Genomic DNA, 20084 nt, shown 5'->3' with positions numbered 1-20084 from the left:
TAAAAGCCAAATCCAATAAAGGAAATGGCTTTTACATTTTCATAAAATAACCAAACTTTATTTTCCATCACATAGTTTGTTTACATTCATACTTTGGTGATGGTGAATATTAGTCCAGTTATGATAAATATTTATAGCCTGTACTATAATTAAAACAGTGAATATTTACCTGTAAGATGCACTATATCTAAAAAAGGTTAAACATTTTATAAAATATTTAATTTTACTAGTAAAGCTAATAAAATTTGGAGAAGAATTTGAACATTTACTGCTATGTCTGTATCCGTAGTCGTAACTGTAACATTTCTAGAATTTCTAATAACAGTTTCTTGTTTATTAATTTGTTTAATAGATGATTTTTGAAACAATTCTTGTGCTACGCGGTCAGCTTTTTCACTATCTGCTATAGAAATACTTATTATAACCACGATAGCTGCTTGTAATGCTGCTTGAATAGATAAAGCAGCTTTTGTATCTGTAGTAGTAACTTCTACATCTGCTGAATCTACAATTGTAATAGATTCTTCAGAAATTTGGTAAGTTTTACTTTCTTGCGCAGCTGCTTCTGAAACGCTAGCATTTTTAAAAGACGGATGAGGATTTGAGGAATCTAATGCACTCCACTTTTTATTTTCATCTGAATGACATTTTTTGTCCATATGTTCACCCCCTTTCAATCTAAATAATTATTAACTTGTGATTGTATTTCAGAAACAATACTTTTAATTTGCTGCTTTTTTTCTGGTGATAAATTTTTTAATTTTTCTTCATTTATCCCATGCCTATTAAAAATATCTGAGAGTAAAAGGTCTATAATTATATTCTTTTGATCCTTATCAAACTTAAAGGAAGAAAATTTATTTAAATCATCCATTTACAATGTTCACTCCTATCAGTTTTCTATAAAAATTTCAATTAACTACCAGCATTATATGCATTTAAATAAAAATTGCTTGGACGAGTAACTTAATCTTCTATTTTCACTTCTTTTTACTAATAAAATCAAAAAGCTGTCTTCTAATACGAAGACAGCTTTCCTTTACTTCACATATATAAGTTTTATTCACTGTTAAATAATAAGTTCACCTTTGTTATTGTGTAGTTTTCCACACTTAATTTCCCATCAATCTTGAATATTAATTCAGCCATAATGAGAAGTCCAAGCTTGTACCACATATTACAACAAAAAATATTTACTTAGAGTGAACCCTTGTAGCTAAATATAAATGGGATAGACACTTTATAAAATGTTTAGTTTAACTAGTAACGCTAATAAAATTTGAAGGAGAATTTGAATATTCACTGCAATATCTGTATCAGTAGTTGTTACGGTTACGTTTCTGGAATTTTTAATAAATGTTTTTTGTCTATTAATTTGTTTAATAGATGATTTTTGAAATAATTCTTGTGTTATTTTATCTGCTTTTTCACTATCTGCTATAGAAATACTTACTACAACCACAATAGCTGCTTGTAATGCCGCTTGGATAGATAGTGCAGCTTTTGTATCTGTAGTAGTAACTTGTACATCTGCTGAATCAACTATTTCAATATATTCCTCAGAAACTTGATCGATTTCACCTGCTTGGATAGCTTCCTCTAACAAATTTGCATTTTTACTAAATGAATAAGAATTTACTGATTCGGAATCCTGATTTATTGGCTCAGAAACCTGTTTTTTTGGTTCAGAACCCCGATTTAATGGATCACGTTTTTTCTTTCTTCTACAAACTTCACAATCACACATAAAATCACCCCTTTTAGTCTTAAAAATTAGCAATATTAAAATATTGACTAACTAATAGCATTTTATGTATTTTTTAAAAATTTGTTTGGACAAGTAACCTAATCTTCTACTTCTTTTTCTAATAAAAGAAAGCTGCCTTCAAATAAGAAGACAGCTTTCTTTGTGATTACTCAATAATAGATTTCATACAATATAATTGTTCCTTCCTTATAACCTGAGTTCGTCACTTTAGTTATAAAAATGTGGGTATATCCTATAACCTTTTTTAGGGATCATCCATAATTTATTTCATAAAAAGTGCTTTGTTTTACTGAAAGGTGGTTGCGGAAACAACCGCCTTTTTATTCGGGACAAAATAAAACTTTTATATAAAAGGCCCATAATTAAATACACTTAACTTCATATGATATATTGCATCCTTTCTTTTTAGAATGAGTAGTCGTTACTGAAGGGCACTTTTCGAAGTGCTCTTATTTTTAAATCCCATTCCCTTTCTCAGAAGGAGTTTTTTACTAAATCCTAATACGATTTTTATCACTCGGACTGTTGATTATCATATTTCCTTACTAGTTCCAATAAATATAGTAGCTATCAATTAAAGTAAGTCTATAAACTCTATACGCTTAAACAATAATGCATTACCAAACACATGAACTACTATTCTTTTTGACTATGTAACACTATATTCACAAGGTTATTTTCCTTTGCTTGGTGAAGCCATCATTTCACCCCCAACAAACCCACGCCTTTAACTAATAACTTAAACAAATGTGCTATAGCTAGGTTCTTTTGATATAGCATCTTATGTTCTATATAATGGAGATAGAGCTAGTATTCGGAGGGAGGATGTATATGAATATTCAACTGGCCACATCTAATGATCTAGAATGGATTAATAATCAATATGACTCAATAGGATTTGTACGAAGTGATTTAAATCGAGATATGGTGGCAATCATTACATACGACAATGTGTATGCAGGTGTTGGTCGATTAGTCCAAATAGATAAAGATACGATAGAAATGGGTGGAATTTTTATTCTTCCTCAATTTAGAGGGTTACAATTAGCTGGGGAACTTGTATCATTTTTAGTAGTAACTGCGCAAAAATTACAAGTAAAAAATGTATATTGTCTTCCTTTTGAAGAATTAGAAAACTTTTATAAGAAATACGGCTTTACTGAAGTTGATGCTACAAAAGAGGTTATCCATCCAATTATTCTAAAAAAATATAACTGGTGTTTGGATACTTATGATAAACATGTTTTACTATTCAAGTTGTGAGTTTCTAAATTAGGATTTAACACCTTGTATTTCCCCACATGTAAAAAAGATTTATCACGTTTCACCTAGTTAATTAACGTATTGTTAATTACTACATTGGCAGTCTTTCACTTCCAATACATGTTAGCTAGCTTGTTTGCAGACTTGCTAGCACTTTTTGTGTTTCTTTATTACAAACTCCTAAAAAAATTCAACTGATTGATAGCGATATAATCATTTATGTAATTCGCACACGAACTTCCTGTTCTTGTAATAATTGGACGTTTAGTTCCAATATAATATTTTGCATTAACTGGTAGATCTTATCATGATTTTCACTTTGTTCTGATGTAAATTCAATACACTGAAATATATAGCCTTCTACACGTAAGCTTCCTTTTTCAATTATAGATGGATTTTTTCCTTTCTTTATTATTTTTGGCAATAAGAATTCTTTGTTTGTTACAATAATTTCCTGTGATACTTCTTTTATTTCTATAACTGTTTCTTTAAAAACAATCTTTTCTATTAAACTAATTTCACCTTTATACCTCCCTATTTCAATTGGTAATTTCGCAGTTATATAATTATTTACATCTGCTTCAACTTCCTTCTCTAATATTATACCGTGGATAGGAATCCATGAAGATGAGCCTACCCAACTCTCTTCAATATTCCCTTTTTCTTTTTGATTAGAAAGTTCTAAAAGTACCCTCTTTTCATGAAGGTTTGAAGAAACTAAATTACAATCAATTTCTCCATGATAATATTCCATTGTAGTTAGTAACGTAGAATCCAGCTCACGTCCTCTTGCATCTTCTTCATTACGAAATACATATACTTCTTGATTTTTCACATTCATATTAGGGGATTTTTTAAAACTAGTAACATCTGAAATAATAGAAAATGGGGTTTTCACTTCTATTGAACGTTCTGAATTCGCTATTTTTGATTCAGAATCTATACTTTTGCCCTCTAATCCACTCGTTTTATGTTCTTTTCCTAGGACAATTTTTTCATTTTTTTTCTCAGAATCATTTGCTTTTTCTTCCTTTTGGGACTCTGGTTCTTTATTTTCTTTCTCTGCTTGTATTGCTTTTTCTTCTTTTTTTGACTTTGGCTCTTTACTTTCTTTCTCTGCTTGTATTGCTTTTTCTTCTTTTTTTGACTTTGGTTCTTTACTTTCTTTCTCTGCTTGTATTGCTTTTTCTTCTTTTTTTGACTTTGGCTCTTTACTTTCTTTCTCTGCTTGTATTGCTTTTTCTTCTTTTTTTGACTTTGGCTCTTTACTTTCTTTCTCTGCTTGTATTGCTTTTTCTTCTTTTTTTGACTTTGGCTCTTTACTTTCTTTCTCTGCTTGTATTGCTTTTTCTTCTTTTTTTGACTTTGGTTCTTTACTTTCTTTCTCTGCTTGTATTGCCTTCACCGTACGTTCTGGTCCTTTACCTTCTTTCTCTACTTGTATTGTTTTCTCTTTTTTCTCTGACTCTGTTTGTTTACTTTTCTTATTTTCTCTTATTTCATGAGATTTCTCTAGAGCAATCAGTATTTCCCCTTTGTAAACTTTGTTCCATATTTTCTTACCAACCCATGGATTTTTCATCACCATCCCCCCACTAATGAAACTAATAAAAATATATTTTTGTACACGACCATTTCATTATCATATGTTTTATAAAACTAAAAAAAACATTGTCTTTTTATCAAAGACAATGCTTTTTTAGTTTTACACTTGTACTTGTTGCACTTGTAAAACTTTCACAGTAAGATCCAGTACAATTTTCTCACGAAGAGTCTCAAATGATTCGTTTAATTCAGTTGGACAAGGAGAAAAGTCTAATTCAAAAAATTGAGCGCTAACTAATTCGCAATATGGTTGTTCGTTATAAAAAACAGTATTTTCAAAGAAGTATTTGTCTAAACGTGGTAAGTCACCGTTATTAGGATTAATAAAGTGAGATGTAGTATCTGAGGAAGAAGCTACTATTGCTAGTGATAGAAAATCTGTTTCTGTTAAATCTGCAAAACCAGAAAATGGAACATTTGCGATACGATCAAATAGTACTGAATTACATCCACTACCTGCATATTCAATGTTTTTACGAATATATCCTTGTACAAATAACTTTGCTCTTGTAACTCGGCGGTAATTTGTACCTGGTACTGGAGTGAATGCTACTGGAACTAACTTACACTGTGTTAAAAATACGTTTTTTAACACACGTTTAATTTCGGATGCTGCAGGTGCTAATGGAACATCTGATTCTACAACAATTTGAATTGTTCTTTCGGCTAATACCACTGGAATTTTTACAATCGGTGCTCCTGGTGTAAGAATTGGTGCTGCTGCCTCATCACTTAATGGTGTTTGGGTTTGTCCTACTACCTGACATGGTACATTAATTGGACATTGTTCACTCATAATATATAATCTCCTTTATAAAAAAAATTAGAGTTTTTCAACTCTCTATACTGTATATGTACTTTTTCTATTAATGCGTGGGTTTGTATCATAGTCACTTTTATCATTTGCAAAATAAGAGATTCATTTCCCCTTGATAGTTAAAAACACATATATTAATAAAAGGAGCCTATACTGATATCTACCTATATAAAATAGAATTTCTCGATTTTTTTCTGTTAGAGCTAATAGGTGTTCCAAAATTAATTTTTCAAGAGTCTTTTATTCGATCTAACAAAGGATAATATTTAATAAGAACCATTTACCGACTTTTTAATATCCACAAAATAGAAGATCACGACTAATTTATCTTTTTATAAAAAATAAAAACGGACTAAAAAAGCCAGTTTTTGCACTCAATATATTATAAAATATTCTTATTATTGAACTAATTATTTTATTTTTTAATGTTTTGATAGAGTTTTTAAAAACTCTATCAAAACATTCTAGTCATCTGTCTTTCCCTTTAAACTCTTTACTTTGTACACATCTTACACTCACTGTCCATTCATCTATTATCCACAAAATACGTATCATATGCCTTATCAAAAACATATCCTAGTTTTTCAGCTAGTTTTGCAGATGTAGTATTCGCTGCATCCCAGTTTGGGTATATCTCTTTTTCTAAACAGTCCAAGATTAGTGCTGCACTAACTACAGTTGCCAAACCTTTTCTTCTATGATTGTAATCAGTCGCAACTTCAATTTCAATTACATCATTATAAATACTATACGAGGATGCACCGCATACAACTTCTCCATTATATAAAATGCTATAACCTATACCACGGTTTATATAATCTTCTACCGAATGAAATTGACTTGTAAAATCTTCAGATATCTTATGTAATGTAGGGCTATTTGCGATATGCTCATCTATTCTTCTTAACTCATATTCTTTTGGAAGTGTTGATATAAAAGATTGTAATTTTGAACGATTAAAAACTTCTGGATTTCGTTTGAATTTATAACGTAAAAACTTATCTATTTTTCTTTCATGGAATGTTTCTAAGCGTTGTTTCCACTCTTCACTATTTACGATAACTAAAATTCTTTCTGGAATATTACGTAATAACTCTTCTGTTTCTTTCGTATTTGGGTCTCCAGCGTAAAATGTAAAAATCCCTACCGTAACTTGTGCTACTGTTGGGTTTTCAAGATCATTTACCCAAGCAGTACCCATATGCCCTTGTAAATAAGAAAGTAAAACAACGTTATTGAAATCCTCAAACATAGAAACTAGTTTTTTTCTTGTATGTATATTCGCTACATATATCATTTACATTCCCACCTTTTTTAGAATCAACTACTCTTAACATTTTCATGAGCGTTCCATAATTCGTATTCATATACACACCCATCTGTACATCATAAAAAGCCATTGACTATTAAATTAAAACTTCGAATATTTATAAAATATCAGTAAACATAAAATGATTATAACATCTACTAACTATGAAATGATCAACCTAAAAAATAAGTCAACAATAAATATATTTCTTACTCATTCACAAGCGTTTTGAAGAATCAATATAATTAATTATGTAATAACCCCCAACAATAGTTTGAGGGTTCATTTAAATACACATATTATAATTCAGTCTTATAAATAAAAGATTCCGACTCACCGTTTTTATATACTTTAGTCAATTTAACAACTGATTTGTACGTATTATCGTCATCCATTATCATTTTTTTCATCTCTTCTATTTCGGCATTACCAGTTCCACCCTCTATTTTTAAGCAGTTCGAAATGGAGAGAAATCCGCTTGATGCCAATATAAAAATAAAAATTGTATCAGGGAAATTAATAAATAATAATCCGTAGTTTAATGGATCTTCCGCTGGATGCGACAAAAGCAGTCGAAAACCTACTAGTTCAGGCACTTGAACAAAATCCCTAGAAACAATCGCCTCACCTACTATAGTAATTTGCTTTACTACATTCCCAAGTTCATCTGTAAATTCAGTACATCTAGGTGGATTAATTGTTGTTGCTTGTAAAGATACATTTACTTCAGAATTATTAAAATCAAAAAAGATTGTACTACCCTCCGTTAAACATTGCGGGCAAACATTTCCTAGCAAGCTAAAGTCCTCTTCAATATATTTAACTTTCGTTTTACAACTACAAACTTTTCCTATTCGAATTGCATCAATCTTTGAACAATCTACAAAAATAACCTCATCGTCCTCTTGTACGAAGGATACGATACCATTCCTCTTATTAAATGAAAGAAAATAAGATACAACAATTTCGTTTCCGGCAATTACAATACTCTCAACTTTTGTAAAAGGCTCTAGACTTCGCAAAAATTCACAAATATTATTTTGGCAGCATCTATCATTTCGCTTCGGCTCACACCCCACTTACACTCCATCCCTTCCCTATATGTTTTATCTCATACACATAATATGAGCGGGATATGAGAAAAGCTTGGACAATATAACTTTAACGTGGGAATATATTTACCTACTTATCGCATTAAAAATGAGTACTAACACATGAATTTCCCTATAAATACATATAACAATTTTATCTTTCATAAAAAAAACGTTATAATGAAGTGTAGCCTCTACGATTACGTTATAAAGGAGATTAAAACAATGGCTAAAATTAAAGTATACCAAGCAAAAGAAGAAAATATGGAAGCAGTAAAAAACATCATTGATGTTGAAGAACAAAATCCAACTGCTGAAAACTTACAAAATCTATACGCATGTGTATTAGATACTGAAGATATGGCATTGCCTGAATCATACATTGAAGAAGATATCTTAATTGATTCTATTGAAGTTATGGTAAACGCATCTCAAAGCAAAGAAAGAGACCTAGGTGCTTACGATGTAATCGAAGTTCAAAACAAAGGTAAGAAAACACAAATTTTATTATTAGCAGACGAAGAATACGAAATTATCGAAGGCTAATCTACATCCGTACATACGAAAAAGCTCCTTTCCAATTAGAAAGGAGCTTTTTCATTACGCTTTTGATGTTTCGCTCTTTTTATTCGTTTGTTGTTTCTTAATTACCATGCGCTCATTTCCCATAAAGAAAATAAATATGAATGCTAAACCAGCTGGTACCAATGCCCACATAAATGTTTGGACAATTGAGCTAGAAAGAGCGTCAATAATTTTATCTAATATTTGTGGTGGAATTTGAGATCTTGCCGATTCTGATAGAATAGCTCTTGAATCTCCTAAAGCGTTTGTATTCATTCCCCCGCTCATCCCTTTAAATGCTTCTTCTAATTGATCTTGGAAACCTGTTCTTTGGATCATTCCGAAGATTGTAATACCTAGTGTCATTCCTAATGAACGAATGAAGTTACTCGTTGAAGTTGCAGATCCACGCTGTTCCATACCGAAGTTATGAATTGAAGCCATACTTAGTACAGAGAATGAGAAACCTACTCCAAATCCGATAATAATCATATAAACCGTTAATAATGCACGACTTGTTTCTGGCGTTAATGTACTTAATAAGAATAATCCGATTAACATAATAACAGCAGAAATAATCATAATGTTTCGGTAGCTCAGCTTAGTCGTTAAAAATCCGCCTAACTGCGCTGTTACGACTGAACCTAGCATCATAGGTAAAAGTAATAATCCTGAGTTTGTTGCAGTCCCGCCGTATACACCTTGAATGAATAACGGAATGTACACAGTTGCTGACATAAATGCAGCACCGTAACATAATGCAATAATGGTACTCATTCCGAATAAGCGTTGCTTAAACATCTCAAATGATATGATTGGCTCTTCTACTTTTCGTTCAATAAAAATAAATGCAATAATTAAAATAGCGAATCCACCAAATAAACTTAAAATAAAGCTAGAATTCCAATCATACTTTTGTCCGCCAAGTTCTAAAGCAAACATTAAAGAAACTACTGCACCAACTAAAGTAATTGCGCCAAACCAATCAATGTTTTGCTTTCTATGAACTCGTGATTCTTTATAAAAGAATGTAATAAAAATAAGTGCTAAAACGCCAAGCGGTAGGTTAATATAAAATACCCAATGCCAGCTAATATAATCTGTAATATATGCGCCAAGTAACGGCCCGAAAATACTTGATAAACCAAATACCGCTCCGAATAAACCACCCATTTTCCCGCGCTTTTCAGGAGGGAAAATATCAAAAACGATAGTAAACGCGATCGGCACTAATGCCCCGCCGCCAATACCTTGAATGGCACGATAAATACCTAACTGTGTAATATTTTCAGCAGTACCACAAAGTGCCGAACCAATCATAAAAACGATTAAACCAAAAATAAAGAATCTCTTTCTACCATACATATCTGATAGTTTACCGAATATCGGCATGCCTGCCATTTCTGCGACCATATAGGCAGAAACAACCCATACAAAGTTTTCAAGACCTCCTAAGTCACCAACAATTGTTCCCATCGCTGTTACGACAATGGTATTATCCATTGATGCCATTAAAATACCTAGCAATAAGCCCGCCACAACAAAGCCGAGCTTATTATTCTTCTCAACCATATAACCTTGCTCTCCCTCATACTACTTATATTTGTTTATGTTCTTTTACGACTGTATTACCCTTTTGATTAAAACTAGTATGATATTCTACAACACTAATTTCACAGCCAGGGCCAATTGTGACGTTGTTTCCTCTCACTACGTCAGCAATCGTATGTTCTAAATAAATATCATCTCCTTCCACAATTGAAGTTTGGAGGTTTCCAACATGACTAATAAAAGGAAGAAATCTCGCTTTTTTACGAATCGTAATGTTTTTACCACCAATTTCTCTTACCTTACTTCCTTCATAACGAAGTGAGATTTGAATATTTTCAGCATTAAGTAATCCATCACTTTCAAGACCACCAGTTAATGATAAATCTTCTACTTCAATATTTCCCCTAACATTTAAACCACCTTTTACATCGACAAAATCACCTGAAAACTTCCCAGCAATATCTATCATACCTCTAACTTTTGTTTTTTCAATATGTGCATCACCATGAATTTGTGTATTACCGTATACTTTTACATATTCTGCATCTACATTTCCTTGTACTTCACTATCTCCATACACAACATAATTTTTCACTTTCATATTACCCCGTACATCACTCGTGCCGTACGTTTTAAATTCATTACAGCTCATATCATTAGAAATCGTTCCTTCACCGCGAATCTTCACTTTATTATAATCTCCGCCTGCTGAATTGCCAGAACCATTTACTGTGAGACTATGTGGATGTTCCATATTGCTTTCTCCCTCCCATTAAACCTGCTTAATTTCTTTTACATTTGCGCTTTTATCAACAGTAAGAACACCCGTATATTCAATGAGTTCAATCTCACAGTTCGGCCCTACTGTAATATTGTTTCCTCTTACCGTTCTTATGTGAGCATAATCAATATCAATATTGTCACCTTCTAATAGTTCAGCTTCTAACTGCAAGCCAAATACTGTTTTAAATAGCCTACTTAATGTACCTGATCTATGTCTTACTTTAATCGTTTGACCACCAATTTCTTTCGCACGACATGTACCGTGAATATTAATATTTATTTCATCAGCGCTTAATAATCCGCCAATTGTAAATTGTCCTTCTGAAGAAAAAGTATCTACTTCACAATTACCGTCAATTGTTGCTTGACCATTGACTTTAAATTCTTCACCTGTGACATTTCCACCTATCGTACCTTTTCCTGCAATTTTCAAACTATTTGCCTTTACATTTTGCGTAATTGTAGCTTTTCCATCAATTCGCATCGTTTCAGCATGAACTGTGCCATCGACTTTACCAGATCCGCTAATTCGTGCACTATTACTTTTCAAATCGCCAGTAACTGCTCCGTAACCGTTACATTCAAATTGCTCACATTCAACATTTCCATTCACAGTTCCTTTTCCGTTTAATTGCACTTTATGAAATTCGCCGCCATTCGATGAACCGTAACCATTTATAATCAAATTATCTGTACGCATACTTTCTCCTCCACTACAACAATTTAGTTTTTAATGCTTCGGTATATTTCATAATCGCTTCGCGTAAAACGATTTTGGTGCCTTTTTCAAAAATTAAGTCGTCCACGTTTGAAACTAATAAACATGTAGAAATCCCTAACTTTCGGATAATGATTAAGTCACACGTTTTATGTTTAATTGCTTCATAATTTTCACGTAAAACTTGCAAGACCATTTTTCCTTCTTCTAAACTAATCTCTCCCGATTGTAGCAATTCTTCTAACATGTACACATAAAGAATATCTACAAATTGAAACTCCGCTGTTTTATTCGTTTGTTCTATGAAAAATTGTAAAACTGGTTCTGATGCAATCCCCTTACGTAAAATGTCTTCCTTCGTTAAAAGAATTTCCCTCACACTCGGCGAAAACATATTTGCTAGTTCATCAAGTGATAGATCCTCTTTCATCGTTTGAATTTTATCAATACGCTCTAATATCTTTTCTTTCGGAAAAAATGTTTCCTGACCCGTGAATGTAGACTTTCGTACAAACCAATCTTCCGGTATTAAATTTTTTCTTTTCCACCTATATAATTGTCCATATGAAATACCAGTAAGTTCTAATAAATCTTTTTTTGAAATTAAATCTGTACTCAACTGTATAACACTCCTTCCTGATAACAATGTAACATAACACTGTTACGCTGTAAATAGACTTTTATCACAGGTAGCGTAACAATGTGTAAAACAACCCTGTTTCAAAAAAAAAACAGGGTTCTCACGCATCTTATAAAATGCGTAAAAACCCTTATATATCAACATGTAAACCATATTTCATAAAAATCAATCCACCCTTGTGAATTAATCATTATATTTTGTACTTTTTCATGAGAAGTTACTTGTTGTTTGTTACGGTATAAAGGAATTATATGAATGTGACGTAACAAAGTGTCTTCAATATCGCGTAACAATGTAACTCTTTTCTCTACTTGTTCTTGTTTAAAATAAGAGGACAATGATTCATGAAAGTCCATGCTGCTTTGCCCATGAATAAAGCTGTCTTTTGTAAGAAACATATATAGTAAACTATCTTCTATTCGTTCGCTAATTGTCGCGCTATCATGCATCATATCCGCCTTTTGTATCGTACTTATTTCTAGCAGCTCTTCTATTTTAAGAAAATTATTTTCTACACGAATCCCGTACTTCTCACACTCTTTTTGTATCCATTGTGCATCTTCAACGTGATCTCGTCCTATAAATGTATAAAGTTGTAGCACTTCATTATGATACGTACTTTTCTTAATTAAACTTTCGATATCTTCCTCAATTTCTACTATGCTTTCATTTGCTAATATTAGTTTCTTTGCCACTTCTCCACGTTCTCCGCCGAGTTCTTGAATGATTTTATCGCCATGAATAATTTTATATAGCGCTTTTCGAAACAGTTCATCTTGCATTGGCCCTTCTTTTACAAGATTACACGTTACATATGTCACGTTCGATTCAAGCCGTGAAAGTTCTTTATTGAGATTTTTTTTATCTTTATACTGCCCCTTTACTAACACGTCATAAGTATTTACATTTTGCTCCACATTCAATAGTTCAATTCGGTCAAGAAAAGGTCTTTCACGATAATATAAATCATGTACTTCTAATGCAAATAAATGTGTATTCTTCTCTCGTAATATAAAAGGCCCTGTACCTATGAAGTTCCCTGCTTCATCTTCAATTACGATAGAACACTGTTCTGCGCTTAGCATATGTAAAAACATCCTATTTACCGTATGTAATTGAATTTCAACAACAAATTCATCCACTGCACGGAAACTTTCAACATGTTGTAACATCCATGCGTGTGGATTGTTTTCAGCTTTCATAAATCGATTCAATGAATGTATAACATGATGTACAGTAAGTCGTTTTCCATTATGAAGACGAACACCTTTTCGCAAATGAAAAGTCCATACCTTTTCAGCATCATTATATTCCCAGTGAAAAGCAAGCCTTGGTTCTATAGAGTTTGTTTCCTCATTTACATATACGAGTGTATCAAAAATATGTTTAACCATATGACATTCTGAGCGCATCGTAGCGTAAACCGGATCTAAAGCGATGTCCAGGTTCATTTGTACTTGCAAACGAAGTACGTCTTTTCTTCCTTCAGATGTCCGTTCTATTTGATGACCAAATATGGAATCTACCCAAGCTTCATACTCTTTCTTTACTACAGGAAATTGTGAGCTGTAGCGTTCTACAAATGAGATTCCACTTTTCACATCTCCTTTTTTCGTTAATTCTTTTCCTCTTTCTAAAATTAGTGGAACTGGTTGCTTTTGAAATATTAATTTAGAACGATTCCCTCTCCCGCGACCTGGAAACCAAGTGATCCAATGTAACTCTTCTAATTTTTTTATAATTAATTTACTATTACGCTCTGTACAAAATAATGTTTCTGCTATCATTTGTACGGTTACTTCTAATCGTTCTCCTTCTCGTCTCCCTTTACCGTAGACACACCATAGTTCAATATATTGATCTAAAATAAACATCATACTCCCCCTAAAAGGTGAAAAATAACCCCTTTAATTTCTACCCTTTTTCTCTTTCTCCTTTCATCTTATCATTTCAATATAGAAAGGAGGAATTAATATTGACCAATCTCTTACTACGTTATAACAAACCAATTATTATAAGAATGTGCGGCGAATTATTAACCCGAACAACAGAATCCATGTTAGCCATCATTATGATTATTTACGTTAATAAAATGTTAAACGGTAATATAATAATAACTATGCTAATTTTCGGATTACAACCACTTTCAGACATTGTATTTACACTTATTGCTGGAGGAGTGACTGATAAGTATGGGCGAAAGAAAATTATGTTACTAGGATTGTTACTACAGGGCGTTGCAATCGGTAGTTTCATTTTCGCTCAATCCGTTTTTATCTTTGCATTATTATACGTTATAAATGGTATTGGCCGTTCCTTATATATTCCTGCTCAACGTGCACAAATTGCTGATTTAACAAAACATGGGCAGCAAGCAGAAATTTTCTCTCTTCTGCAAACGATGGGAGCAATAGGTACTCTAATCGGTCCTTTAATTGGTACTATTTTTTATAAGACTCACCCTGAATATGTATTTATAGTGCAAAGCATTGCACTTATAGCATATGCAGTCGTTGTTTGGACGCAGCTTCCAGAAACTGCTCCGGCAATGACAACACCAACGCAAAAGCTTGAAGTATCATCTCCAAAGCAATTTGTACACAAACATTACTCCGTATTTGGACTAATGATTACTACACTTCCTATTAGCTTTTTTTATGCACAAACTGAAACAAATTATCTTATTTTCGTGAAACATACACTTCCGGATTTCGATCGCATACTCGTTTTTATTACAACATGCAAAGCTCTTATGGAAATCACTCTACAAGTTTTCCTTGTGAAATGGTCTGAACAATTTTCTATGGCGAAAATCATACTTATTGCTTACACCTGCTTTATGATAGCTGCAATTGGCTATGGATTTTCAGCAACAATCTTGTCACTATTTTTCACATTACTCTTTTTAGTCATTGGAGAAAGTGTTGCTTTCAACCATTTACTTCGATTCGTTTCAGAAATCGCTCCTACAGATAAACGTGGATTGTATTTTTCAATTTACGGGTTACATTGGGATATATCTCGAACGTGTGGTCCTGTACTTGGTGCGGTTTTATTAAGTCAACTAAACGGTAGCATGCTATTTTATATTTGCGCTTGTTTCTTAATAGCTGGAGGCATTATTCAAGCACTGTTTATTCAAAATATCGAACGTAACAAAATGAAAAAAGACATTTCAGAGCATACTCCCCATGTTTTATAAGCTGCATTCCTCACCCTTTTAACAGTAAAAAGAAGGATGTCACAAAAGTCTCGATGACCTTTGTGACATCCTTCTTTATTACCCTGCCATTTTATTAATACTATCCTCAGGCGAAAATACCGAAATATGATTTACTTTACCAGTCGATTTTGGAATAATGAATTTTAACTCAAACTGATTGTTTACTTTATATACATATATTTTATCTTCACCATTTCCTTTAACTGAAGTTGGTTTTCCTAATGCTTTTTCTATTTCTTGTAATGTAATTGATTTTAGTTCTGCATGATAGGAGCGTACATCAAAAACTTGTGATCCTTTATTAAAACCGAAGGAAACATTTTTATTTGTAAAGGTAGCGTACATTCCATTTCCTGCTTGTTCCATTTTATCTGCTTTCCCCCACGCTTTTTCTATTTCTTCAATATCTCCTGTATGCGCTGCAAACGGAATGTTAGGTACTTTTCCTTCTTTCGATAGTTCAAACAATTCTTTAACGTGGTTAATTGATTTTTGATTGATTACTGTATCTTTCGTGCTTGGATCTGGCTTTGGGTTTGTTAATCCTTCATTATTTGATTTTTCATCAGGTTCTTTCTTTTCTTCAGAAGTATTATTCTGTTCATTTTTACTATTTTCTGTTGTTGGATCTGTTTCCTTTTTTTCGTCCGTTCCTTTACATGCTACTAATGCAAAAATGCATGTAAAAGCGAGAAATAACATACCTATCTTTACATACACTCTCATACATTTCAGCCCCCTATCATAATCTGATTCATGTCGATAACCAATCCATTACATCTCTTTTCAAATTGTGTTTGTTCCAAAAAGTAAATACTTCACTCTCGCCCAATGCTTGTGCAACATATTCTACAAAAGCTGTTCCTAAAAAATAACCGAGTCGGTTGTACCCAAAATATTGTCCACCAGATAACCGAAACCACTCTTTCTCTTTTTCAAACGTCCACCCTTCTATATAATCTTCCAAAAAACGTTTCTTTATTTGTTCTTCATTTTCTATAGAATATTGTAACCAACGTTCACCATCATCGTCATATGAGTAATACACTGATTCATTTAAACCTTTCACAATTTGCTTTGATACATATGTTGCAACACCTTCACGATACAAATTAACTGCCGCATCGGTCCACTCAGCTTTCTCCCAATCCATTCCATTATTTTGTAACATAACATTATGATATATATGCCCTATTTCGTGAGCAACAATAACACGAAGATGATTCAAATCTGGAGATAATTTTTCTACCGCAAAAAATATATCTCCAATGATCTCCCTCTCTACGAATGCATTAGATCCAAAAGCTCCAACAAATATGTGGAATTTCATATTTACATCAAAGCTATATTTATTACGATATTCATTCGTTATCTCTTGAATAATAGTCGGTAATGATTCTGCAATGATACGTATATCTTCTATTTTTGCGGGATATAGGTTAATGGCATTAGAAAGACGTTCTTTCGTTTTAGGACAATGATACTTAAAGTATTCTTCAAATATCTCTGGATGCGAAGTGCAGTATTGATTGAGGACTGCTAATTCTACGTCGGTGCTTTCCCATAATTTTAAAAAACTTGGAATTGTATTGTTTATCATTTTTCCATCTCCTTATATATCCCTTCTCTCCATTTACGTTGCACTCCTTCCTTAAATAGAAAAAAGCTGCCCAAAAAGGACAGCTTTACATATGTATTTTTACACTTCGATTGACTTACCATCTTCAACAATATGATAAAGTAAGTGAGCTAAATGATGAATTGGACCGTACTCTTCCTCTTCTTCATCTGTTTCACCTTGGAACTCAAGATCGTTTAAGTATAGTGCTAAAAATTGATAGTAAAGTTTTAAATCAAATCCGTAGCACGCAGTTGGTTCTTCATGATCTCCTTCATATTGTAGCATTAAGTATTGATCATTTCCTTCTGCATCTTCTGCGTCAAAGAATACGAAGAATCCAACGTTTGTATCTAAATCAAATAGATGACGAGTACCCTTTTCTGTTGCTTTGTTGAAGTCCTCTTCACTTAATTTATGTACTGTTGTCGCTTTTGCATTATCTTCTTGATGAAAATTTACTGTAAATGTTTTCAATGCTGACACCTCCTGATTGTATAATACTAGCATAACATATAAAAAGGACTGCTTACAAATGTAAACAGTCCTTACATTCATTTTCGCATTGCTCGCAATAAGAAACTTACGATGAAGATTAAAATAATCGCACCAATTAAAGCTGGAATAATTGCATATCCACCGATTACTGGGCCGAAACTACCAAGTAATTTCCCACCAATCCAAGAACCAATAATACCAGCAATAATATTACCAATTACACCGCCTGGTACATCCCTACCAGTAATTAAGCTAGCAAGCCACCCTAATATACCACCAACGATTAAAGACCAAATCATATGATAACCTCCTTTATAGTTTACCAATCAAAATATAATTAGAAACAATTGCTTACCATTAGTTATGCTACATTTTTCATAAGTTATTCATACGGCTTCAACTATTAGATTATTTCAAAATAATGACCAACTAGTTTTTGGATTAGTAGTGGAAACCCTTCGTATTTCTCCTATTATGGGCAATCAGGCTTCAATATTGTACGCATAAACTCTTCCTTAAATGCAGGATAGTTAAAACCAACCGCAATTCTTTGTATTGGCCGATCATCAAACCTTGTTGGCTCAGCTATTTTTCTAAAGTCAGCTACACTTTGCCCTCTTGTTACATCATTTGTCGTACTAATCCAAACTGCAGATTTTTTATATTCAAAAATATCATCATTTATAAATGAAATGAACGGAAGTAAATCGTGAATCGGGCTTCCAGCAATACCAGGGTATTCTTTTTTATAAAAATTCTCATAATAAAAATCAATCATTGGTTTAATAAGCTTTGCCTGCCCTGTTCCTTCTTTATTAATAACATCCACCATTTCAGGCGTAATTAGGGCCTGTTGCGTTACATTTAACGGATAAATTGTCGCATTCTTTGCGTACTTCATTACAATATTTGCAGCAATTGGATCTCCATAAAAATTTGCTTCTGATACAGGAGTAACGTTACCGGGAAATAAAAACGCACCGCCCATAATATAATACGAATATACTTTATCCATGACATTTGGATATATTAAAAATAATGTTGCCAATGTTGTTAATCGTCCTGTCGCTACGATAATAATATCTTCTGGACAAGGCTCAATTAATTTAATTAATTCACAAAAATTTTCCCGTTTACAAATCCTCATTTCAGGTGGAATAATTGGCCCTAAACCGTGATCCCCATGAATTTCAGGAAAGAACAAAGGTTCTTCAGCTGTCATCGGTCTTGCTGCACCCTCAATGATCTTTACTTCTGTAGCATAGTATCTTTCTAAAAAGTACACATTTTCCGTTACAATTTTTCGCGATACATTTCCATATTCAGCAACAATACCTATAATATCTAATTTACATGTTTTATTTGCATAAATTAACGCCACAGCATCGTCAATACCAAAGTCTCCAAAAAAGATGATTTTCTTATTAACTATCCTCACCCCTCTTCAGCATAATCTACTATTATTATTATGTAAAAAAGACAAGGCTGTGAAACAGTGCAAACTAAAAAAGCCGCCTATTTATTGGCGACTTCAATCTTTTTATAAGATAAATATGCTAGTACATTCTTACTCGAATCATATTTTGGATTATTTCCTTTTCTCGGTTCTCTCATATGTGTTTTTTCAAATCCAGGAATATCTGGCATTTTCTCCATAAATTCAAGCATTTCTTCTTCAGTTCCTTCAATACGTACGCGAATCATTATTACTTTTCCTCTATTCTCATTTTCTCAGTACTAAGTATATCGTACTTTGAAAAGACTTCAAGAAATTTATCTTTTTAATGTCGCACTTTTTTTACATATAAACAATGCCATTTCAGTATAAAACGATATAATTTTATTATTTTCATATTGAATGTTAAAGAATTCTTGCATTTCAAGTGATGTTTTCATCATACATTCTGTTAACTTCTCTCGTTTTTGCAAAGGGACATTCATCATATCGCACCACCAGTCAAATTCAAATTTCTTGTCAAAGGTAAGACATGACTGCATTTGCAAACTATTTTTTTCTAACAAGGTAATCCATTCTGTTTTTTTCAACGCTCGTTCATGACTCGGATCCCGCTTTTTTTCTATAAAATTATAAAATGTATCGTATTCATTATTTTCCGGTGAAACATTATCTATTAAAATAAACAATCCATTATCTTCTAACGTCCGATTTACTTCATAAACAAACTGATCTGGATTCGTAAAATGATGTGCTGCAATTCGGCATGTTATCACATCAAATGAACGATCAGAAAACGGTAAACTTTCAGCATTTCCAGCGACAAAAGATACATTTTCATGTCCATTACTTATAATAAAGTTTTTCGCATTCTCTAACATTTTTTCTGTTAAGTCTAAGGCAACTACTTCTTGAAACAATGGAGCTAATACATTCGCAACATGTCCTCCGCCAGTAGCAATATCAAGAAGACGATTATTATGACGAGACTCAACTTGTTGAACTACATATTGTAAATCCGGTCCTTTAGCATGAATTTTACTTTTTACATACTTCTCCGCATTATTACCAAACTGTTGTTTCACAAGCTCTTCTTTACTCATTTTATCATCTTCTTTCTATTATTATTTACATATAGAATTCATATAATAATTAAAGTTCTCTTTATGTATTTTCAAAT

General features: G+C 32.5%; 22 protein-coding genes. 3 read left to right on the top strand and 19 right to left on the bottom strand.

The window, feature by feature from the left end; translation table 11 throughout:
• Positions 1-206 precede the first annotated feature (206 nt).
• The 3 genes from AC0NJG_RS00210 to AC0NJG_RS00200 all read right to left on the bottom strand — a co-directional run bounded on the left by AC0NJG_RS00210 (position 207) and on the right by AC0NJG_RS00200 (position 1747).
• Positions 207-659, bottom strand: coding sequence for a spore coat protein (locus AC0NJG_RS00210; protein WP_087953401.1), 453 nt, complete (start codon positions 657-659; stop codon positions 207-209).
• Positions 660-673: 14 nt separating this feature from the next.
• On the bottom strand, positions 674-874 hold the full coding sequence (locus AC0NJG_RS00205; RefSeq protein WP_000342253.1) for a spore coat protein W: 201 nt from the start codon (positions 872-874) through the stop codon (positions 674-676).
• A gap of 366 nt (positions 875-1240) precedes the next feature.
• Positions 1241-1747, bottom strand: a complete 507-nt coding sequence (locus AC0NJG_RS00200; protein ID WP_087953400.1) for a spore coat protein — start codon at positions 1745-1747, stop codon at positions 1241-1243.
• Between the two features lie 852 nt (positions 1748-2599).
• On the opposite strand from AC0NJG_RS00200, the gene AC0NJG_RS00195 reads away from it, so the two are divergent.
• The gene (locus AC0NJG_RS00195; RefSeq protein WP_087953399.1) at positions 2600-3031 is read left to right on the top strand and encodes a GNAT family N-acetyltransferase; all 432 of its coding nucleotides are present in this window, start codon (positions 2600-2602) and stop codon (positions 3029-3031) included.
• 217 nt (positions 3032-3248) lie between these two features.
• Here AC0NJG_RS00195 and AC0NJG_RS00190 read toward each other — a convergent pair whose 3' ends face one another.
• From AC0NJG_RS00190 to AC0NJG_RS00175, 4 genes are all read right to left on the bottom strand, one after another.
• Positions 3249-4619 carry a BC_2427 family protein gene (locus AC0NJG_RS00190; RefSeq protein WP_474062735.1) on the bottom strand — a complete coding sequence of 457 codons (1371 nt, stop codon included), beginning with the start codon at positions 4617-4619 and terminating at the stop codon, positions 3249-3251.
• A gap of 117 nt (positions 4620-4736) precedes the next feature.
• Entirely contained in the window at positions 4737-5432 is a 696-nt protein-coding gene (locus AC0NJG_RS00185) for a CsxC family protein (protein WP_087953397.1), read from the bottom strand.
• Positions 5433-5979: 547 nt separating this feature from the next.
• On the bottom strand, positions 5980-6750 hold the full coding sequence (locus AC0NJG_RS00180) for a GNAT family N-acetyltransferase (protein WP_474062734.1): 771 nt from the start codon (positions 6748-6750) through the stop codon (positions 5980-5982).
• Between the two features lie 311 nt (positions 6751-7061).
• Positions 7062-7841 carry a BC_2878 family exosporium-associated protein gene (locus AC0NJG_RS00175; protein WP_087953395.1) on the bottom strand — a complete coding sequence of 260 codons (780 nt, stop codon included), beginning with the start codon at positions 7839-7841 and terminating at the stop codon, positions 7062-7064.
• A gap of 237 nt (positions 7842-8078) precedes the next feature.
• Between AC0NJG_RS00175 and AC0NJG_RS00170 the strand changes: the two genes are divergently transcribed.
• Positions 8079-8399: a hypothetical protein gene (locus tag AC0NJG_RS00170; RefSeq protein WP_087953394.1), complete on the top strand. Its 321-nt coding sequence runs from the start codon at positions 8079-8081 to the stop codon at positions 8397-8399.
• A 54-nt stretch (positions 8400-8453) separates the two neighbouring features.
• On the opposite strand, the gene AC0NJG_RS00165 is transcribed toward AC0NJG_RS00170, so the two are convergent.
• From AC0NJG_RS00165 to AC0NJG_RS00145, 5 genes are all read right to left on the bottom strand, one after another.
• On the bottom strand, positions 8454-9989 hold the full coding sequence (locus AC0NJG_RS00165) for an MDR family MFS transporter (protein ID WP_474062733.1): 1536 nt from the start codon (positions 9987-9989) through the stop codon (positions 8454-8456).
• 25 nt (positions 9990-10014) lie between these two features.
• Positions 10015-10722: a cytoplasmic protein gene (locus tag AC0NJG_RS00160; protein WP_087997219.1), complete on the bottom strand. Its 708-nt coding sequence runs from the start codon at positions 10720-10722 to the stop codon at positions 10015-10017.
• A gap of 18 nt (positions 10723-10740) precedes the next feature.
• The gene (locus AC0NJG_RS00155) at positions 10741-11451 is read right to left on the bottom strand and encodes a bactofilin family protein (protein ID WP_001258377.1); all 711 of its coding nucleotides are present in this window, start codon (positions 11449-11451) and stop codon (positions 10741-10743) included.
• 13 nt (positions 11452-11464) lie between these two features.
• Positions 11465-12088: a YhbD family protein gene (locus tag AC0NJG_RS00150; RefSeq protein WP_074610045.1), complete on the bottom strand. Its 624-nt coding sequence runs from the start codon at positions 12086-12088 to the stop codon at positions 11465-11467.
• A gap of 158 nt (positions 12089-12246) precedes the next feature.
• The gene (locus AC0NJG_RS00145; protein ID WP_088327806.1) at positions 12247-13983 is read right to left on the bottom strand and encodes an ABC transporter substrate-binding protein; all 1737 of its coding nucleotides are present in this window, start codon (positions 13981-13983) and stop codon (positions 12247-12249) included.
• A 101-nt stretch (positions 13984-14084) separates the two neighbouring features.
• Between AC0NJG_RS00145 and AC0NJG_RS00140 the strand changes: the two genes are divergently transcribed.
• A complete protein-coding gene (locus AC0NJG_RS00140; RefSeq protein WP_474062732.1) occupies positions 14085-15311 on the top strand; it encodes an MDR family MFS transporter in 1227 nt (408 codons plus the stop codon).
• 78 nt (positions 15312-15389) lie between these two features.
• Here AC0NJG_RS00140 and AC0NJG_RS00135 read toward each other — a convergent pair whose 3' ends face one another.
• The 7 genes from AC0NJG_RS00135 to AC0NJG_RS00105 form a co-directional block, all read right to left on the bottom strand.
• Entirely contained in the window at positions 15390-16058 is a 669-nt protein-coding gene (locus AC0NJG_RS00135) for a YjgB family protein (protein ID WP_429681326.1), read from the bottom strand.
• 28 nt (positions 16059-16086) lie between these two features.
• Positions 16087-16932, bottom strand: coding sequence for a DUF5700 domain-containing putative Zn-dependent protease (locus AC0NJG_RS00130; RefSeq protein ID WP_087953387.1), 846 nt, complete (start codon positions 16930-16932; stop codon positions 16087-16089).
• Between the two features lie 99 nt (positions 16933-17031).
• Positions 17032-17427, bottom strand: a complete 396-nt coding sequence (locus AC0NJG_RS00125; protein ID WP_000847587.1) for a hypothetical protein — start codon at positions 17425-17427, stop codon at positions 17032-17034.
• A gap of 77 nt (positions 17428-17504) precedes the next feature.
• Positions 17505-17747, bottom strand: a complete 243-nt coding sequence (locus AC0NJG_RS00120) for a GlsB/YeaQ/YmgE family stress response membrane protein (protein ID WP_000638307.1) — start codon at positions 17745-17747, stop codon at positions 17505-17507.
• Between the two features lie 173 nt (positions 17748-17920).
• On the bottom strand, positions 17921-18886 hold the full coding sequence (locus tag AC0NJG_RS00115) for a nucleoside hydrolase (RefSeq protein ID WP_087997215.1): 966 nt from the start codon (positions 18884-18886) through the stop codon (positions 17921-17923).
• Positions 18887-18963: 77 nt separating this feature from the next.
• Positions 18964-19152: a DUF3970 family protein gene (locus tag AC0NJG_RS00110; protein ID WP_000621879.1), complete on the bottom strand. Its 189-nt coding sequence runs from the start codon at positions 19150-19152 to the stop codon at positions 18964-18966.
• A 69-nt stretch (positions 19153-19221) separates the two neighbouring features.
• Positions 19222-20007: a class I SAM-dependent methyltransferase gene (locus AC0NJG_RS00105; RefSeq protein WP_087953385.1), complete on the bottom strand. Its 786-nt coding sequence runs from the start codon at positions 20005-20007 to the stop codon at positions 19222-19224.
• Positions 20008-20084 lie beyond the last annotated feature (77 nt).

The organism is Bacillus sp. SSR7 (assembly GCF_055902415.1).
This window is presented reverse-complemented; position numbering and strand designations above follow the sequence as displayed.

What these genes read in the sequence shown, in the direction of transcription:
- AC0NJG_RS00210 (WP_087953401.1), bottom strand. Translation starts at nt 659, where the DNA reads ATGGACAAAAAATGTCATTCAGATGAAAATAAAAAGTGGAGTGCATTA.
- AC0NJG_RS00205 (WP_000342253.1), bottom strand. Translation starts at nt 874, where the DNA reads ATGGATGATTTAAATAAATTTTCTTCCTTTAAGTTTGATAAGGATCAA.
- AC0NJG_RS00200 (WP_087953400.1), bottom strand. Translation starts at nt 1,747, where the DNA reads ATGTGTGATTGTGAAGTTTGTAGAAGAAAGAAAAAACGTGATCCATTA.
- AC0NJG_RS00195 (WP_087953399.1), top strand. Translation starts at nt 2,600, where the DNA reads ATGAATATTCAACTGGCCACATCTAATGATCTAGAATGGATTAATAAT.
- AC0NJG_RS00190 (WP_474062735.1), bottom strand. Translation starts at nt 4,619, where the DNA reads ATGGTGATGAAAAATCCATGGGTTGGTAAGAAAATATGGAACAAAGTT.
- AC0NJG_RS00185 (WP_087953397.1), bottom strand. Translation starts at nt 5,432, where the DNA reads ATGAGTGAACAATGTCCAATTAATGTACCATGTCAGGTAGTAGGACAA.
- AC0NJG_RS00180 (WP_474062734.1), bottom strand. Translation starts at nt 6,750, where the DNA reads ATGATATATGTAGCGAATATACATACAAGAAAAAAACTAGTTTCTATG.
- AC0NJG_RS00170 (WP_087953394.1), top strand. Translation starts at nt 8,079, where the DNA reads ATGGCTAAAATTAAAGTATACCAAGCAAAAGAAGAAAATATGGAAGCA.
- AC0NJG_RS00165 (WP_474062733.1), bottom strand. Translation starts at nt 9,989, where the DNA reads ATGGTTGAGAAGAATAATAAGCTCGGCTTTGTTGTGGCGGGCTTATTG.
- AC0NJG_RS00160 (WP_087997219.1), bottom strand. Translation starts at nt 10,722, where the DNA reads ATGGAACATCCACATAGTCTCACAGTAAATGGTTCTGGCAATTCAGCA.
- AC0NJG_RS00155 (WP_001258377.1), bottom strand. Translation starts at nt 11,451, where the DNA reads ATGCGTACAGATAATTTGATTATAAATGGTTACGGTTCATCGAATGGC.
- AC0NJG_RS00145 (WP_088327806.1), bottom strand. Translation starts at nt 13,983, where the DNA reads ATGTTTATTTTAGATCAATATATTGAACTATGGTGTGTCTACGGTAAA.
- AC0NJG_RS00135 (WP_429681326.1), bottom strand. Translation starts at nt 16,058, where the DNA reads ATGAGAGTGTATGTAAAGATAGGTATGTTATTTCTCGCTTTTACATGC.
- AC0NJG_RS00130 (WP_087953387.1), bottom strand. Translation starts at nt 16,932, where the DNA reads ATGATAAACAATACAATTCCAAGTTTTTTAAAATTATGGGAAAGCACC.
- AC0NJG_RS00120 (WP_000638307.1), bottom strand. Translation starts at nt 17,747, where the DNA reads ATGATTTGGTCTTTAATCGTTGGTGGTATATTAGGGTGGCTTGCTAGC.
- AC0NJG_RS00110 (WP_000621879.1), bottom strand. Translation starts at nt 19,152, where the DNA reads ATGATTCGCGTACGTATTGAAGGAACTGAAGAAGAAATGCTTGAATTT.
- AC0NJG_RS00105 (WP_087953385.1), bottom strand. Translation starts at nt 20,007, where the DNA reads ATGAGTAAAGAAGAGCTTGTGAAACAACAGTTTGGTAATAATGCGGAG.